This is a genomic window from Desulforhopalus glucosivorans, assembly GCF_054397165.1.
Window position 1 is genome coordinate 333,002 of sequence record NZ_AP044854.1, and the last position, 17,811, is coordinate 350,812.

13 protein-coding genes are annotated in these 17,811 nt (G+C 45.4%); 5 read left to right on the top strand and 8 right to left on the bottom strand.

What is annotated here, in order from left to right; all coding sequences use genetic code 11:
- Positions 1 to 190: 190 nt before the first annotated feature.
- Positions 191 to 1,186, top strand: coding sequence for a type I phosphoribosyltransferase (locus tag ACX6CI_RS01470; protein ID WP_458776406.1), 996 nt, complete (start codon positions 191 to 193; stop codon positions 1,184 to 1,186).
- 33 nt (positions 1,187 to 1,219) lie between these two features.
- Here the strand turns inward: ACX6CI_RS01470 and ACX6CI_RS01475 are convergent, their stop codons facing one another.
- From ACX6CI_RS01475 to ACX6CI_RS01495, 5 genes are all read right to left on the bottom strand, one after another.
- Positions 1,220 to 2,503, bottom strand: coding sequence for a cytosine deaminase (locus ACX6CI_RS01475; protein WP_458776407.1), 1,284 nt, complete (start codon positions 2,501 to 2,503; stop codon positions 1,220 to 1,222).
- A gap of 20 nt (positions 2,504 to 2,523) precedes the next feature.
- On the bottom strand, positions 2,524 to 3,465 hold the full coding sequence (locus ACX6CI_RS01480; RefSeq protein WP_458776408.1) for an ABC transporter permease: 942 nt from the start codon (positions 3,463 to 3,465) through the stop codon (positions 2,524 to 2,526).
- Positions 3,466 to 4,518: an ABC transporter permease gene (locus ACX6CI_RS01485; protein WP_458776409.1), complete on the bottom strand. Its 1,053-nt coding sequence runs from the start codon at positions 4,516 to 4,518 to the stop codon at positions 3,466 to 3,468.
- Positions 4,508 to 6,064, bottom strand: a complete 1,557-nt coding sequence (locus ACX6CI_RS01490; RefSeq protein WP_458776410.1) for an ABC transporter ATP-binding protein — start codon at positions 6,062 to 6,064, stop codon at positions 4,508 to 4,510. Before ACX6CI_RS01490 ends, ACX6CI_RS01485 begins: the two co-directional genes overlap by 11 nt.
- Before the next feature lie 325 nt (positions 6,065 to 6,389).
- Complete coding sequence (locus ACX6CI_RS01495) at positions 6,390 to 7,382, bottom strand: BMP family protein (protein ID WP_458776411.1); 993 nt, start codon at positions 7,380 to 7,382, stop codon at positions 6,390 to 6,392.
- A gap of 877 nt (positions 7,383 to 8,259) precedes the next feature.
- On the opposite strand from ACX6CI_RS01495, the gene ACX6CI_RS01500 reads away from it, so the two are divergent.
- From ACX6CI_RS01500 to ACX6CI_RS01510, 3 genes are all read left to right on the top strand, one after another.
- Entirely contained in the window at positions 8,260 to 10,314 is a 2,055-nt protein-coding gene (locus tag ACX6CI_RS01500) for a TonB-dependent receptor plug domain-containing protein (RefSeq protein WP_458776412.1), read from the top strand.
- A 78-nt stretch (positions 10,315 to 10,392) separates the two neighbouring features.
- Positions 10,393 to 10,911, top strand: a complete 519-nt coding sequence (locus tag ACX6CI_RS01505; RefSeq protein WP_458776413.1) for a YfiR family protein — start codon at positions 10,393 to 10,395, stop codon at positions 10,909 to 10,911.
- Positions 10,912 to 10,914: 3 nt separating this feature from the next.
- Positions 10,915 to 12,915 (top strand): response regulator, encoded by a 2,001-nt coding sequence (locus ACX6CI_RS01510; RefSeq protein ID WP_458776414.1) that lies wholly within the window; start codon positions 10,915 to 10,917, stop codon positions 12,913 to 12,915.
- Positions 12,916 to 12,994: 79 nt separating this feature from the next.
- Here ACX6CI_RS01510 and ACX6CI_RS01515 read toward each other — a convergent pair whose 3' ends face one another.
- The 3 genes from ACX6CI_RS01515 to ugpB all read right to left on the bottom strand — a co-directional run bounded on the left by ACX6CI_RS01515 (position 12,995) and on the right by ugpB (position 16,283).
- On the bottom strand, positions 12,995 to 13,915 hold the full coding sequence (locus ACX6CI_RS01515; RefSeq protein WP_458776415.1) for an ABC transporter permease subunit: 921 nt from the start codon (positions 13,913 to 13,915) through the stop codon (positions 12,995 to 12,997).
- A 5-nt stretch (positions 13,916 to 13,920) separates the two neighbouring features.
- Positions 13,921 to 14,811: a sn-glycerol-3-phosphate ABC transporter permease UgpA gene (ugpA, locus tag ACX6CI_RS01520; RefSeq protein WP_458776416.1), complete on the bottom strand. Its 891-nt coding sequence runs from the start codon at positions 14,809 to 14,811 to the stop codon at positions 13,921 to 13,923.
- A 143-nt stretch (positions 14,812 to 14,954) separates the two neighbouring features.
- Positions 14,955 to 16,283 carry a sn-glycerol-3-phosphate ABC transporter substrate-binding protein UgpB gene (ugpB, locus tag ACX6CI_RS01525; RefSeq protein WP_458776417.1) on the bottom strand — a complete coding sequence of 443 codons (1,329 nt, stop codon included), beginning with the start codon at positions 16,281 to 16,283 and terminating at the stop codon, positions 14,955 to 14,957.
- Positions 16,284 to 16,506: 223 nt separating this feature from the next.
- Here ugpB and ACX6CI_RS01530 point away from each other — a divergent pair, with 223 nt between their 5' ends.
- Positions 16,507 to 17,613, top strand: a complete 1,107-nt coding sequence (locus ACX6CI_RS01530; RefSeq protein WP_458776418.1) for an ABC transporter ATP-binding protein — start codon at positions 16,507 to 16,509, stop codon at positions 17,611 to 17,613.
- The last annotated feature ends 198 nt before the right edge of the window (positions 17,614 to 17,811 follow it).

Sequence of the window (17,811 nt, forward strand, 5' to 3'; positions counted from 1 at the left end):
TGTAACATATTAGATTTTTACCTTGAGCAGAACATAAAGGAAGATAGGAAAATATGAAAAATGTCTGAATTCTATTCTCCATAAAGTGTATAGTCGTGTCTGAGTTAGTTAAAAAAAAGTCGGATGGTAGTGGTGAGTTATATGCCATTTCGTATATCTGAAATGAGAAGTTTACCCATAGGTTTGTATCGTGAAAAAAGATGCCACACTCACTGAAGTCAGTCGAGAAGAGAGTAGTGTAGTTTATCAGATATTTGACGATGTTGAGACAAAGGTGGATCGTTATATACTCTCAACACCTGAAACCAGAGCCATATGCAATGATCCGTTGGTGATGGGTTATGAATACACTGAAAAGCTGGAATCCGCATGTGCGAGCTTTTTTCGACTCACTGCAGGGACTACTCCTTTGTCACTTCAAGAGAACCGTTCCGTGGTGTTTAATATTCTTCGTGGTGGTTTGAATTTTGGTCTTCGTGGTGCGTTGGCTAAAGCCTTTAACTGGAACATACATGGTTCCGCTTTTGTTACAGCTCAGAGGGCAAGAACAGAGGCCGATTCTGAGCAGTGGCATATCACAGAAGATGATTACAAGAAGATCAGCTTTCCTGAAAAGGCCCAAATTATTATCGGTGATGTGGTTGCAACCGGGACAAGTTTACGCCATGGCTTGGATATCATGATTAAGGAAGCCATCTCCCATGGAACAGAGCTTGGTTCAATCCTCTTTTTTACCATCGGCGGTCCAGTAAGTGAAAAGCGGCTGATTGAGGCGGATACGGTTTGTAGAAAACATTTTCCGAATTACGAGGGAACCCATGTCTGTTACATTGAGGGGCGTTTTTTCGTGCCGACTAAACAGTCTAAGGTTTCCATTAAAATAACCGGAACAGACCTTATGCGGTGTCACTCGCTCATGGCACCGGAATTTATTGAATCTCAATATGTCTCACCTTCATATCCCTTGGAGAGATGCACCATTTACGATGCAGGCTCAAGGGCGTTTCAGGTGTCTGAATACCGGGACGATGTCATTGACTATTGGCAGAAGGTTTTGGCTTTAGCCGGGACAATGACCTTTACGGAGATGATGACTGAGCGCTTCCCGGAGCTTGATAGCTCCAGGTTTGGAGAGGTCTCCCTTGAGCAGGTTGCCAAAGAGCAGTTGAATAAACTTGCTCTGTAGGTGAGACAATAGTTTGTTTACGAAACACTGGGGTCAGTGCAGGTCGGCTTGCTGAAATGTCACTTCCTGTACTGATTCACCCAGCTGAACTGTACTTTTTACCGGTGGTGTGGAGGAAATAATTTGCCCTTTCCTAAAGACATAGAGTCTTGCCGGTTTTAATCTGATCGCCTCCCTGGCATCTGCTGCCTGCAATACAACAAAGTCGGCCTGGTTACCAACGTCAATTCCATAACCCTCAAGATTGAGCACAGCAGCACTGCGGCTGGTCACCATCTCAAGGAGTGTCGTTGCCTGGGATGCCCCCATCATTTGCAGACAGTGCGCACCCATATGGGCCACTTCGAGCATGTCGTGACTCCCCATGGGGTACCAGGGATCCATTACACAATCGTGGCCAAACGCAACATTAACACCCGCGTCAAGTAGTTCCGGAACCCGTGTGAGGCCTCGGCGTTTGGGGTAGCTGTCGTGGCGTCCCTGAAGGTGAATGTTAACCAGTGGGTTACAGATTGTCTGGATACCAGACTCTGCCATGAGCGGTAGTAATTTAGAGACATAATAGTTATCCATGGAATGCATGGAGGTTAAATGAGAAGCCGTGACCCTGCCACCAAGGCCCATTCTCTGGGTTTCCAGCGTAAGGTGTTCAATATGTCTTGAGAGCGGGTCGTCACTTTCATCACAGTGCATATCAACAAGCAGGCCACGGGACTCGGCAACTCCCATCAGCCAGCTTGTGGCGTCTGAGCCTTCTTGCATGCTACGTTCAAAGTGAGGAATTCCACCAACCACATCCACTCCCTTATCCAGAGCCCTCAGGAGGAGTTCTTTACCGTCAGGACTCCGCAAAACACCATTTTGCGGGAAGGCTGTGATCTGGATATCAACCCACTGGGCCATTTCTTTTCGGAGGTCAACAAGTACATCTACAGCCAGCAATTCAGGGTCAGTGACATCAACATGGGTGCGGATTATAAGGGTGCCCTTGGCAATTGACCAGTTGAGCAGTTGCAGGGCTCGCTGTCTGATGGTTGCGGCGGTAAGTTGTGGTTTAAGCTCATCCCAAAGCTGTATCCCTTCAAGCAGAGTACCACTCTGGTTATATCTGGGCATGCCTAAGGTTAAAGGTGCATCCAGATGAAAATGACTGTCGACAAAGGGAGGTGTGAGTAGGCAGCCACTCACATCCAGCTCTTGTATGGCCGGACCGTTTATGGTTTCGTCAATCGCGACAAAGCGGCCATCTTCTATTGCAATGTCAACCGTATGTTCTTTGTCTGGTAGGGTTGCGTTTTTTATAAGATATTCAAACATAGTCTCTACTGGCAGCTTTTTTAGCGCTCTCCCTTTCGAAATGGAATAAGTAGGGCCTTGGGGTAAGCGGATCTACGGGACATGATGATAAGAGCAATGATGGAAAATACATAGGGCATCATCAGATAAAACTGATAGGGGACGAGCATGCCCGCCTGTTGCTGTACCCGCATCTGAAGTGCATCAAAGGCTGCAAAGATGATGGTGCCAAGCAGTGCTTTTCCAGGGTTCCATGAAGCGAAAACCACAAGGGCTATACATATCCAGCCCCGTCCGTTGACCATGCCGATATAAAAGGCGTCAAAGGCCGACATAGTGAGAAAGGCTCCACCAATTGCCATAAAGGCACTGCCAAGCATAACAGCCCAGGTGCGTATGGCAAAAACTGAAAGGCCCTGGGATTCTACCGCCAGGGGGTTTTCGCCAGTCATACAGAGTGCGAGACCTGCAGGCGTTTTTCGTAAGAAATAAGCAACTCCAATAACAGTCAAAAATGCAAGAATAGTCATTGGTGACTGGGTAAAAACAACCTTACCTAAAAAAGGGATATCACTGAGAAGTGGTATCTCCATTGGTTGAAATGGTGTGATTTTTGGTGGTGTTGTAACATTTGGCAACAACATCCGAAAAACGAAGGACGAAATAGCGGTTGCAAGCATGGTGATGCCAAGACCCGTTACATGCTGGGATAAACCAAGGTGAACGGTGAAAAATGCGTGGAGCAAGCCGAACATCGCGCCTACAAATGCTGCAACACATACACCGGTCCAGAGATCGCCGCCAAAATAGACCCAGGTCCAGCCGGTCATGCAGCCAGCGGCCATAATACCTTCTATGCCAAGGTTGAGAACACCGGCGCGCTCACAAATCAGCTCACCAATGGTTCCAAATATAAGGGGTGTAGCCATTCGAACGGTAGCTGCCCAGAAGCCGGCTTCAAAAAATAGTTGAATGATATCCATTTATGATCTCCACCGAATTCTGTATTTAATGAGCATCATACTGACAAGTACGGCAAGTAGCGATACGGCTGTGGCAACATCTGCAATATAGTTGGATATGTTGAGTGAGCGGCTCATGGAATCGGCTCCGATAGAAAGCACAGCAATAAAAAGAGCGGAAAGTAGAACCCCAAGAGGGTGCAGGGATGCGAGCATGGCGACCACAATCCCGGAATATCCAAAACCGGGTGAGAGATCAAGTGTCAGGTAACCTTTGAGCCCGCATAGCTCTGAGACTCCTGCAAATCCGGCAAGCCCTCCTGAGATAAGTGCCGTTCGAATGATAACCGAGTTAACAGGGATGCCCGCAAATGTACTTGCCTTAGGGGAGTGACCAACAGCGCGGATCTCAAAGCCCCAGGTGGTAAAGCGCATGAGGGCCCAGATTCCAACTGCAGTGACAATGGCAATAACAAGGCCCCAGTGTAATCTGGTTTTGGCAAGCATCGGGGCAATAATAGCCGAATCAGCAACAGGGGCAGCCTGGGGCCAGCCCATGGCCATGGGATCTTTCCAGGGGCCAAACACCAGCCAGTTGACAAAGAGCAGCACAATAAAATTAAGGAGCAGGGTGGTTACAACCTCATCAACTGCAAACTTGGTTTTGAGAATGGTGGGACCAAGAAGCAGCAGGCCACCAGCAAGGGCTCCAATTATAAAGAGAAATGGAATCATAACTACAGGTGGCAGGTCAATCACACCCGTGCCGAGCCATGTGGCCATGCAGGCTCCAGCATAAAGCTGGCCCTCTGCACCAATGTTCCACAATTTTGCCCGAAAAGCGACAGCCACGGCAAGCCCACAAAAGATAAGAGGAATTGTCCTGGTGAGTGTTTCTGAAATGGCAAAACGAGATCCCAGAGATCCTTTAATGAGGAGCGCAATGGCTTCAAAGGGTGATGCTCCAGCCCAGATGATGAGGACAGAGCAGAACAGTAAGGCGATGAAACCGGCGCTGAGCGGAACCATTGCCTTAAGAGCCAGTGTTGGGTTTTCACGGGGTTCAAGCCTCATTAGCGGTCTCCTTGAGCAACATGCTGTGGATGATATCTCGGTGACCACTCATGGCAAGGCCCAGTTCTGCGGCTGTCGTTCTGCCAGGATCAATAGCTGGTGAAAGGTTGCCCTGGTACATAACCTGGATTGTGTCAGCAACGCTGAATAGTTCATCCAGGTCTTCTGAGATCATAATGACTCCCGCACCATTTCTACATGCTTCAATAAGCTGGCAGTGAACAAAGGCTGTTGCTCCAACATCAAGCCCCCAGGTGGGTTGATTGGCGACTATTACCTGTGGTTTTTCTGAGAGTACTCTTGATAAGATCAGTTTCTGCATGTTCCCGCCAGACATGGTTCTGGCGCTGCTGTTTGGGCCACCACAACGCACATCAAAGGTGTTGGTGAGTTCTTCTGTGTGTCGACTCAGGGCCTTGTTTTGCAATAACCCAAAGTGGCTAAACTCTTTTTTCCAGTACTTCTCAAGGGCTATGTTCTCAATGACAGTCATGTCGCCAATAACCCCTGTCTCGGTTCTATCTTCGGGGATTCTGCCAACACCATTTTTAAGCATTTTTAAAGGGTGTGGTTTATCTATTCGTTTGCCTCCTAGAATCAGTTCTCCCGAGGAAGGTGTAAGGAGGCCAGATATCAGATCTGCCAGATGGCCTTGGCCGTTGCCAGAGACACCGGCAATGCCAACAATCTCGCCCCTTTGTAGGGTAAGGGTAAGATCCCTTAAGAGGTTGTAGCCTTGTTTATCTGTGGCGTGGATCGCATTTAATTCGAGCAGTACGTCTCCCGGTTTTGAATCTTTCCTGGAAACTTTCGGCAATTCACCACCCACCATCTCCTGGGCTAGTTTATCGGCTGTAGTCTGACTTGTTTTACTTTGGTAAATCGTTTTCCCATGGCGCAGAACGAGACACCTGTCACTCACAGCCATCACTTCCCTCAGTTTATGGGTGATGAAGATTATGGCGAGCCCTTCTTCCACTAGAAGTTTCAGTGTTGCAAAGAGGTGGTCACTTTCCTGAGGGGTGAGTACTGCTGTAGGTTCATCAAGAATAAGAATACTGGTGTCCCTGTAGAGCGCCTTGAGGATTTCCACCCGCTGTCGTTCACCCACCGACAAGGAGCTGACTCTGGTGTTTGGGTTAACTCCGATTTCATACTGCTCTGAGAGACGTTGTATCTTATTGATTGCCGTACTCTTTTTTCGGCGAAGTGAAAATAAGGATTCAGTCCCAAGGGTAATATTGTCGAGCACCGTCATGTTGTCGGCAAGGGTGAAATGCTGATGGACCATGCCAAGGCCTGCTTCTAGAGATTCCCTGGGTGAGCCTGGAGTAAGTGGCTTGCCGTTTATTTCAATGCTCCCCTGGTCTGAGACATAGTGGCCAAACAGAATATTCATGAGGGTGGTTTTTCCAGCCCCGTTTTCTCCTAAGAGGGCAAGAATTTCTCCACGGTTCAGTTCCAGATCAATGTTATCGTTGGCCGTCAGCTTGCCAAATGATTTGCTGATACCGCTTAAGCGGAGAAGAGGGGGGTTTTGATTCATGGCCGTTACTCGAAGGCGTCGGCGGCTTTATTGCTTGCCGCCGACGAGAATGAAGATGAGAAAACTAGTTTAGTACCTTACTCAGGAAAACCTGTCATAAAAAACAAGAAACTCAGGAATTGTTTTTGAAATCCTAAGTTCAGTCCTACCACCAGATAGCGAACGTAGTGAGACCTTCGAGGCACTTATACCCCCTTGTGGGGTGTTAGTACCTTACTCGGGAAAACCTGTCATAAAAAACAGGTAGCGTAGACTCCGAGAAACTGAGTTGAGGTACATTCAGTGTTTAGAGTAATTTACAAGGTACTTATCCGGTTTACCGGGGTTAGAAGGTAGATTTAGGCTCTGTATCATTAATTTCTACAACGAAAGAACCGTCTTTGATTGAAGCTGCAGTTGCAGCAACCTTTTCCTTTATGTCTGCAGTCAGTTTATCGTCAAACTCATAGTATGGGGAGAGAGATGCTCCACCTTTTCCCATCATAGTCCATTCCTTGTAATCTTCAGCTGCGAAGGTTCCGGCTTTGACCATTTCTATGGCATGGCTAATGGCTGGTTCCATATGCCACAGAGCAGAAGCAACCACAACATTGGTTCCGTTTTCTTCTTTATTCATATCATTAACGTTACCAAAGGCGACAATACCTTTCTCGCGTGCAGCATCAACAACACCGGCACGTTCGGCATATAAAACGTCTACTCCCGCTTCAACCTGAGCGTAAGCAAATTCTTTTGCCTTTGGAGGATCATACCATGAGCCAATAAAAGATACCTTGAATTGAACTGCTGGATTCACAGTTTGTGCACCAGCCATAAACGCATTGAAGAGACGGTTAACTTCTCCAATTGGGTAACCGCCGACCATGCCAATTTTATTGGTTTTGGTTTGGGTGCCGGCAATCATGCCCATGAGGTAGCAGGGCTCATGGATGTAATTATCAAATACTGACATATTTTTGCCATAGGGGCCAAAAGAGTCTCCCATAAGTAGTGCGACTTCCGGGTAATCGTCTGCAACCTTATGGACATCCCGGGATATACCAAATGCTTCGCCTACAATGAGAGCGACTCCAGATTCTGCATATTCACGAAGAACACGTATGTAGTCAGTATTGGATACTTTTTCGGAAAAAACGTACTCAATCTCACCTTGTTCAGAAAGAGACTGCAGTGCTTTATGCAGGCAGGCATCCCATTTTTGCTGGATTGGCTGGGTGTAAATGCCAGCTACTTTGATTTTGGCAGCCAAAATGGTGCCAGGCAGGCAAAACAGGGCCACAAGCAGGGTGAAACAGATTAATGAAAACGGTTTTCTCATGATTCCTCTCCTCAATTATTGAGATTAATATAATACATATTTGCTCTATTCGATCTGCTGCAACATACATTGAATAAACCCCATAAAACAATGTTTGATAGTAAGAGCCGCTTGCAAAAGTGTCTTTTATCCCAATCTTTTCGTTTTGTTTAAAAATTTTATCCTCGGAATATTATAGATATGCCTGTGGTAAAATTTTTCAGATGCCTCAATCTTGAACGAAAATACTATTTTTGCAAAAGGCTCAGTAAGTAATGTCAATAACAACAGTAACGCGTCTTTGGCATTAGGGGCTGGAGATTCATATCAAGAAAGATGCCAGACTCCCCAGGGGGGGAAGATGGCTCTGCAAAGCATTTGATATCTCACGGCAAATGTCCTGAGCGGAGGATTATCCTCGCAGGCGTATTGGGAGAAGGTGTAAAAATTCCCTTCAAAACCCCTTACATTAATGTTGTATAGCTACCTGTAATTCACAAAAACGTATAGGCGATCGTTGTTTCAAGTAAGGTGGGTGAGCTCCCTTACAAATCAGGATACTTAAAAAGTGTACAGAGGCATAAAAACTCTTGAGTAACGAATACATTTGACCTGAAGACTTATTTTTTGAGAAGATAGGTCAACAAATAAATAGCAAAAGGTAGATAGAGCGTGTCGAAATGTACGGGTTTGTTTGTCGCGTCTCGATCCCTATTGGGTGTGGGATAGGTGTGTAGTAAGTCTGATACGATAATGGTGTTAATTTGTCAGGTTTAGAGTTTTCTTTAGTTTACCGTAATTTGGTAGTTTTTTAGAAACCATTTGCTATTTTTTGTTATAATACTATATTTGGCGGACTTTTCTTCATTTAAGCTGTTATCTCTACGAAATAATTCATATGCGATACAAATCTGTTCATTATTTAATGTCTTTTGGTGCTGTAGCTGCTTTGTCTCTAGTCAGTCAACTTGTTGTGATGCCGGCAAACGCGGCTGCAACTGGCAACGACGGGGATGCTATTCAATATTTGAAGAGCCTTTCTATTGAAGATTTACTCCAGGCAGAGATCACATCTGTTTCCAAAAAAACAGAATCTTTGTTTACGGCTGCTGCCGCAGTCACAGTTATTACCCAGGAAGATATTGAGCGTTCAGGGGCTCGCAGCATTCCAGAAGCACTTCGGATGGTTCCAGGACTTGATGTCTCAAACATTGACGCCTCCCGCTACGCCATTGGCGCGCGGGGTTTTAACGAATATTTTGAAACAAAACTGCTGGTTCTGGTAGATGGACGATCGATGTATACACCTCTGTATTCAGGTGTGTATTGGAATTCTCTTGATATGGTAATGCAGGATATTGATCGAATAGAAGTTATTAAAGGGCCTGGCGCAACTGTATGGGGGGCAAATGCGGTAAACGGGGTTATTAATATCATCACCAAAGATAGTTCTGAGACCCATGGTGGGATGGTCTCAGCGACGGTTGGAAACTTTGATCAGCCGGATATCTCTGTTCGCTATGGTGGAGCGATAGGGGAGAAAACAGATTATCGTATTTATGCCAAAGGCTATGAAAGATCGCATTTTGACGGCTTGACGACAGATGATGCCAATGATGCGTCCAGTTCTCTTCGGACAGGATTTCGTTTGGATAAGCAGCAGTCTGGTGATGATACTTTTTCTTTTCAAGGTGAAGTGTTTGACGGTGAGGCTGATGCGGAGGTTGTTCTTACCGGTTATCTCTCATCCCCTTTTGTTCGTATTACTGAAGCTACCGAGACATATTCAGGGGGACATCTGCTCGGTTCATGGGAACATCGCATTTCTGAGACGGCCAACACCACTGTACAAATTTACTATGACCGCTCAGACCGGGATAGTATTGTAGCTACAGAAAAAAGAGATACCCTCGATTTTGATTTTAAAAACCAGCTTCAGCTCTTTGACGATCATGATGTCGTTTGGGGGGCTGGGTATCGTTGGACCCAGGATGAGCTTGAGGGTTCTGTAACCACAGATTTTTCACCAGAAAGTAGAACAGATGAGCTGTGGAGTACCTTTATTCAAGACGATATAAATGTAGTAACGGACTTTGCATGGGTCACATTGGGTACAAAGCTGGAGCATAATGATTATACAGGTTTTGAAGTCCAGCCAAGCATTCGGTTTCGACTGCAGCCGGATCCAAAGCAGCTGATCTGGGCTGCAGTATCGCGGGCGGTTCGTACTCCATCCCGGGCTGAATCAGATGTTGAAGTCAATTTAGGTACAACGACAGATGGCAAGGGCAACCTCGCCGTCCTGCGCCTTGAGGGGAGTGATGATTTTGAGTCAGAAACCCTGATTGCATATGAACTAGGCTATCGCTGGCAACCTCAACGCTCACTTTCATTTGATGTAGCTACATTCTATAATGATTACGATGAGATTCGAACCATCGAACCTCAAATGTCACCATATGTCGATTTAGATGGTATACCGGTTTATGTAATGCCTTCAGAATTTGACAATAAGGCTGAAGGTGAATCATACGGGATCGAAATTCAAAGTACATGGCAACCGATCGACAGCGTGAAGTTTATCGGTTCATATTCTTACATAGAACTTGAGCTTACGCACAGCTCGAACTCTGCTCGTGCTGGTCAATCTTTTGCAAGTGAGGAGTATGCTCCAACTCACCAGTTTCAATTGAGGAACTATTGGGATTTGTTCCCCAGTCTATCCCTTAACTCTGAACTATACTATGTGAGTTCTCTTGGAAAGGGAGAGATAGACTCATACCTGCGGTTCGACACACTGTTGAGTTGGCAGGCGCTGGATAATTTAGGTCTTACCATAGGAGCTGAGAACCTTTTTGGTTCAAGTCATCAGGAATTCTTTAACAGTCAATCTAATATTGTCGCTTCTGAAGTACCGCGGACCTATTGGATGAAAGCAACTTGCTGGTTTTAACGGCTCAAGGTATAAGGCTTAGTAATGCAAGTTGTTCCCTCTACATATTGGTTTAATCTGGTCAGACGTAGGTTTCTTATGTTCCTGACACTGCTTTTTTGCGTCTTTTTCCCGGCTCATTATGCATTCGCTCAGGATGTAAATGAAGAGCAGATTAAAGCGGTGTTTCTCTATAATCTTACACATTTTGTCACTTGGCCCGAAGGGTCTGCTGAAAGTGCTTCAGGTTTTGAGATCGGCGTCTTTGGTGATAGGCGTTTTAGATCGACGTTGAGTAAAACAGTGGAGACAGAAACTAAGGACGGTAGGCACTTTGTTGTGGAAGAAATTACTAATATCTCCGATATAACAGATCGTTGTCGGATTATATTTGTTTCTGGTGCTACGGGTGAAAGATGGGATGAGATTCTGGTAAAGGTGGACGGTTTACCGATTTTGACTGTTTCCGATCAAAAGGATTTTACTCGCAGTGGCGGCATGGTTAGTCTCATTCGTCAAAACAAAAAAATTCAGATCGAAGTAAACTATAAGGCTGTGCAGGAGGCCGGGCTCAGTATGAGTGCAAAGTTGCTTCGTCTTGCACGGGTTGTGGAATAGGCCATGGTGCGCTTAAAGAAATATGGGAACTGGCCCGTTAAAAATAAACTGTCACTTATCGTCCTGGTGACATCCGGACTGTTGATTGCTGTAATGCTTACAGGGGTCACCATAGAAAAAGTATTCAGTTATCGGGCAAAATCACAAAACCATAGTATGATTTTAGCTGAAATAATTGGGGAAAATTCCACAGCAGCTCTATCTTTTAGTGATAAGGTCACTGCACAGGAAATATTATCAGCATTAAAGGCAGAATCTGATGTTCTGGAGGTGGCACTCTACAGCAGTGACGAATCTCTGTTTGCCAGGTTTGTTCACAAAGGTTACTGGAGTAATGATAGTTCTCTATGGTTTGCCAAAGAATACACTCCCAGCGAATTAAAACCTGCAATTGGATTTAATGCCCCATGGTTCACGACCCAGAAGAGTATTAGGCTCGAAGGTAAGGTCATTGGACGTATCGTCTTACGGATTGATCTCACTACCCTCAACACCCAGTTATACTACTTTGTCATTTCCATGACAGTTTTCAGTATGGTTCTTTTGGCAATTGCAACAGCTGCGTGTCTGAAATTGAATCAGGCCATCCTTGATCCGGTCATACAGCTCGCTGAGACCATGCAGCATGTCTCTACAACAGGCCGTTATGATGTGAATGCAGCCAAGAGATATGACGATGAGATTGGTGTTCTCGTGGACGGGTTTAACAGTATGCTGGAGGGTATTGCAAAGCGTGATGATGAACTCGCTGCCTATAGGAATGATTTACAGAATCTGGTGAGTCTCAGAACAGAGGAGCTGGAAGTCGCCAATAGCCAGCTCAAGCATGAAATTGAAGAACGACAAGAGATGCAGAAAAAACTTGTTCATGCTGAAAAAATGGAGGCAATTGGTACACTTGCCGGAGGCGTTGCCCATGATCTGAATAATATACTTTCAGGGGTCGTGACCTATCCGGATCTTTTACTGATGCAACTGCCCCCCGACTCTAATTTTATTGAACCCCTTGAGACGATTCGTGATTCCGGGCGACGGGCGGCGGCTATCGTTCAGGACTTACTTACTCTTGCCAGAAGAGGCGTGAAGGTAGAGGAAGTCTTTGAATTTCAAGAGCTCATTGATCAGTATCTCCGAAGTCTTGAGTTTAGGGAATTGCAAAACGAGCATCCCAATGTCTCTGTAAATTTTGCAATGAAAGAGGATACATTTTATATCAAAGGATCTCCGGTTCACATCTCCAAGACTGTTATGAATCTTGTGTCAAATGCGATGGAGGCTATTCGAAGCCGGGGTGAAGTCGATATTGAACTTGAAAAAGTCATTTTAGATACACAGCCCGTTAATTTTGTAAAATGGAGAGCTGGAGAATATATCCAGGTTACCGTACGCGATACTGGTGTTGGTATTGATGCTGATAGTCTCGATAGGATTTATGAACCTTTTTTCTCCCATAAGGTGATGGGAAAAAGTGGAACGGGGCTTGGGATGTCGGTAGTCTGGGGTACTGTTGAGGATCATGAAGGGACAATCATGCTTACAAGTAGTCCCGGCATTGGTACAACCTTTACGCTACTTTTCCCTTCGGTGCCGGAACCCAAAAAGCAGATAAGAAAACAGGTCACCGAGCCAAGTACTGGCGTTGGAGAAATTATTCTGGTAGTTGATGACTCTAAGGAACAACGTCTGATAGCGGCGGATATCCTGCGGCATCTGGAGTACCGGGTTGTAACTCTACCTAGTGGAGAGGAGGCTGTGGAATTCCTAAAGGGCAATGATGTTGATTTGATAATTCTCGATATGTTGATGGAACCGGGATTAAGCGGTATCGAAACCTATAAAAAGATTACAGAGTTTAAGGCAGAACAAAAAGCCATTATTGCCAGTGGTTATTCCCAGACCGCATCAATAGAAGAAGCCCATGGACTTGGTATTTCTGATTTTATTGTAAAACCTTACTCAGTTGAGCGGTTAAGTGAAAGTCTGCAAAAGGTGCTGGCAGGATAGATCTGCAAATGAGCTTGTCGTCAATAGAGTACAATGAGGCGGTATCCTTAAAAGTCATTAAGGATACCGCCTTTTTTTACTATTTCTCTTTTTCAATTAATCCTTTCACAAACCAGCGTTGCATTGAAAGTACCACCATGACTGGAGGTAGCATAACCAGTAGAGCACCGCTCAGTGCCACATTCCATTCTGGAAGATCATCCGCCTGTGGAATGAGGTCCTGCAGGCCGATAACCGCAGTTGTCATATCAGGGTTTGTGGTGATGAGTAGGGGCCACAAATATTGATTATAGCCGTAGACAAACTCAATTACGATAAGAGCGGCAATATTGGTGGTGGACAGGGGGAGCAGGATTTTCATAAAAAAGGTCATGGGGCTCGCGCCATCCATCTTTGCAGCTTCGCAGAGTTCCTCAGGTACCGTTAAGAAAAACTGTCTAAACAAAAAGGTACAGGTAGCGGAGGCCACAAGTGGGAGGATCAGGCCTGTATAGCTGTCGAGAAGAGACCAGTTAAGACGTAATTCAAAGTCGTTTCCGGTAAACCAGGAGACTACACTGTTAAGATGAAGGAGATCCCAGGTCGCCTGCATCGGCCCCAGAACGTTTGCTGCAACCTCGTAGGTTGGCATGATACGTACTTCAACGGGGAGCATCAGGGTGCAAAATACTGAAGCGAAGGCAACCACACGCAATCTATAGTCAAAATAGACTATGGAGAAGGCGCCTATGATGGATATGGTAATCTTGCCCACGGTGATTCCTGTGGCCATGATAAAGGAATTGAGTATCTGATTTCCAAGATTGCCACGGGTCCACGCCTCGGTCATATTGGTCATGAACTGGTCGCCAGGAATCAGCGGCATTGGAACCCTTGACACTTCATCCAGGGGGAGAGTTGCAGCAATCAGGCTGTATATCATGGGAAAACCCACGATAAGGATACCAACCATCAGAAATATGTATGTGAATGAATCGAGTACAGGTGTTTTTTCGACCATAGTGCCTAACCAGTATATTGAACTTTCTTCTCGACGTACCTGAACTGCAGTACGGTGATAATGACAATCAAGGACATGAGTACAACGGACTGTGCAGAAGATGAGCCTAGATTTAGACCGACAAAACCATCCTGATATACCTTGTACACGAGGATGTTTGTGGATCCGCCCGGACCACCCTGGGTAACGGTGTGAATGACTCCGAATGTTTCAAAGAATGAATAAATAATATTCATTACAGTTAAAAAGAAGAAGGTCGGAGAGAGCAGGGGGAAGGTGATTGCCCAAAATCGTTTAAGGGGGCTGGCACCGTCAATGGCAGCCGCTTCAATAAGAGACTTTGGAACGGCTTGAAGACCTGCCATAAAAAAGACAAAGTTATAACTTATCTGTTTCCAGGCAGCTGCTATGGTGATCATAATCATGGCATCACCACCTTTAAGAACTGGGTTCCAGTCGAGTCCCAGCCAGGAATTAATGCCAAGAGCAACAATACCGTAGGACGGGTGGAGCAAAAATAACCAGAGAATTCCGGAAATAGCAGGTGCTACTGCATAGGGCCATATCAACAGAGTCCGCACAAGCGCTGTTGCCTTGAGGGCCCTATTGGCCATGGTGGCTATAAACAGTCCAAGACTAATGGATACAGAGGCCACAGCAATGCTGAAAGTAAACGTAATCAGCACTGATTTGAGATACAGTGGGTCGGTGAATAGTTCTATATAGTTATAGAACCAGACAAACTTGCTGCTTCTGCCGAACGGATCACTGAGAAGAAATGACTGGATTAACCCCTGTATTGCCGGCCAGTAAAAGAACGTCAAGGTGATGACAATCTGCGGCAGGATTAGCAGGTACGGCAGATATGAAGATTTAAAAGTCGATCGTTTAATCATAATACCGGGCTCATTATGAACCCCTCAATAATCTGAGGGGCTCAAGCTTACCTCACCCCGATCAGCGGGGTGTAAGTCGGTTAGGTACCTTTACGATATTTCCTACGCCGTATGGCATGGAAACAAGGAGACGGTACCGGAAATTACTTATAGGTTTTTTCAAATGTGCGGAGTTGTACGTTACTCCGCTTCACTGCGTTATCCAGCGCTTCTTTAGCAGTTTTCTTGCCGTTCCATACGAGTTCGAGTTCTTCGTTGATTATATTTCTGATCTGCACGAAGTAGCCAAGACGAAGACCACGGGAAATCTCAGTGGGCTTGGCACGATTTAACTGATCAATACCAACGGCCTGCAGTGGGTTTTCCTTGAAATATCCTTCTTCTTTCAGTGCATCATAGGCATTTAAGGTGATTGGGAAATAACCGGTCTCCTTGTGCCAGTAACTTTGCATCTCATTGCCTGCAAGAAACTTCAAGAAAGCAGCAACGCCGGCATATTCTTCTTTACTGTGTCCTTCAAGTACCCATAAAGAAGCTCCGCCAATGATACTGTTTTGCGGGGATTTCATAGATGCTTCAACGGGTAGAGGTGCAGCATCCCATTTGAAGTCACTAACTGCTTTTTTAAGCTTTGCAATACCACTTACAGAATCAATATACACAGCAGCATTTTGGGCAATAAATTCCGATTTTGGTCCCTGGTATTTCTGACCGCCATACATAAAACGTTTGTCACCGGCCCATTCTTTAAGGCGTTCAATGTGGCTTATAACCATTGGGTTATTGATCATCAGTTCAGTGTCAAGACCTTGATAACCGTTGGCCTTGCTGGCAAAAGGGGTGTTGTGGATGGCACTGTAGTTTTCAACCTGGGTCCAGGATTGCCACGCAGTCACCATACCGTTTGGAGCAATACCGCTTTCAACGAGTTTTTTGGTGATCTCACCAAGCTCGTCCCAGGTAATCGCCTCGGTCTTTGACAAAGGAGCGATGCCAGCTTTTTCAAACATGCTGACGTTATAATACATAATTGGGGTGGATGAGTTAAACGGCATGGACATCAGGTTGCCGTCAGCATCCATATAGTAAGAAAGCACTGCCTGCAGGTAATTAGACCAGTCTATCTTGTATCCGGCATCCGCCATGAGCTTATGGACAGGGTAAATAGCACCTGACTGCATCATGGTCTGGGTTCCAACCTCAAATACCTGGAGGATGTGTGGCTGTCGCTTTGCTCTGAATGCTGCAACACCGGCATTCATGGTCTCGTCGTAGTTCCCCTTGTTGGTACCAACAACAACGTAGTCTGGTTGTGATTCATTAAATTTTTGAATCATTGTATCAACTACTTTTCCCCTTGCGCTTCTCATGGCATGCCACCAGTTAATGGTCACAGGCTTTGCAAAAACAGCTGCTGGAAAACTCAGACAGATTCCTACTACAGCAATCACAGCCAATCGATGTAATCTCATACTGTTTCCCTCCAAAGTAATTTTAACAAACTAACCCTTGAAAAAGGGTGCCAAAGTGCATTAAAAAACCACTACGTTATCAGGACCAATTAGTAAGTAATGAAAAGAGAGTCAAGGTAAATATTTGTTAAAAAATTGTTGTACTCTTCTCATATTTAATGTTCTGTGAATGTGACAAAAATAGAGGGTATTTAATGATTTCCACAATAATGGTGGCCTTAAAATGACAGAACTGCGGTTTAGAAATGTAATTAAAAGATATGGTAAGGTTGAAGTGGTCCATGGAATCGATCTCGACGTTGCAGACAAGGAATTCCTGGTTCTTGTTGGACCCTCTGGTTGCGGTAAGTCGACACTACTTCGTATGATCGCGGGCTTAGAGGAAATATCAGATGGGACAATCTCCATGGGGGATACGGTCATTAACGATATTGCCCCTAAAGATCGTGGGCTTGCCATGGTTTTTCAAAATTACGCCCTCTACCCCCATATGAATGTGTATGAGAATATGGCCTTTGGTCTCAGGCAGAGAAAAACCCCAAAAGAGGAAATTCAAGAGCGGGTCGAGAGTGTCGGTGAAATTTTAGGTCTGGGGGAGTTGCTGCAGAGAAAACCCCATGAACTCTCCGGTGGCCAGCGTCAGCGCGTGGCCATGGGTCGCGCTATGGTTAGAAAGCCCGATGTCTTTCTTTTTGATGAGCCGCTCTCAAATCTTGATGCAAAGTTGCGTATTCAGATGCGTGCAGAGATCAAAATGCTCCACCAGCGGGTAAATTCCACCATGGTCTATGTTACCCATGACCAGGTTGAGGCGATGACCCTGGCAGATAGGATTGTTGTTCTAAAAGATGGTTATATCGAACAGGTTGGCACCCCTTTAGAACTCTTTTTAAAACCCGCCAATGTCTTTGTAGCCGGCTTTATTGGTACTCCTCCCATGAATTTACTGCAATGTAGAATTGAAGATACAGGCAAAGCGGCGGCCATGGTCTTTCCCGGTGGTCTCAGGCTACCAGTACCTGCAAAAGAAGGTGTTCAATTTGTAGATGGGCAGGAGGTGGTTATGGGGATTCGTACTGAAGAAATAACCCTTACAACCGTTGAAAGCGCACTCCCTGCTGAGTGGACTCGAGTAGCTGTAGTAAAGGTTGTGGAGCCTCTAGGTAATGAAAACCATCTCCATGTTGAGATAGATGGTGAAACCTTCGTCGCCCGTTGTGAAGGACGAAAGATAATAAAAGCAGGGGAGGAAATACAGGTCGCCTTTAACCTTGAACAACTCCATATATTCGACGCCGCAACAACCAAGGTCATCTATCAGGGGAATTAAAGATAGAATTTGTTTTTAGAAACAATAGTATCAATTTAACAGTAACTCACCCCGATGAACGGGATAAGTGCCTTGGTGGTATAACTAAACTTATGATTTCAAATTCAATTCCTGAGTTTCTTGTTTTTTATAGAAGTTCAGGAGTAAGGCACTAAAGCGACATCCCCCAGATTTTAGGAGGATGTCGTTTTTTTTGAG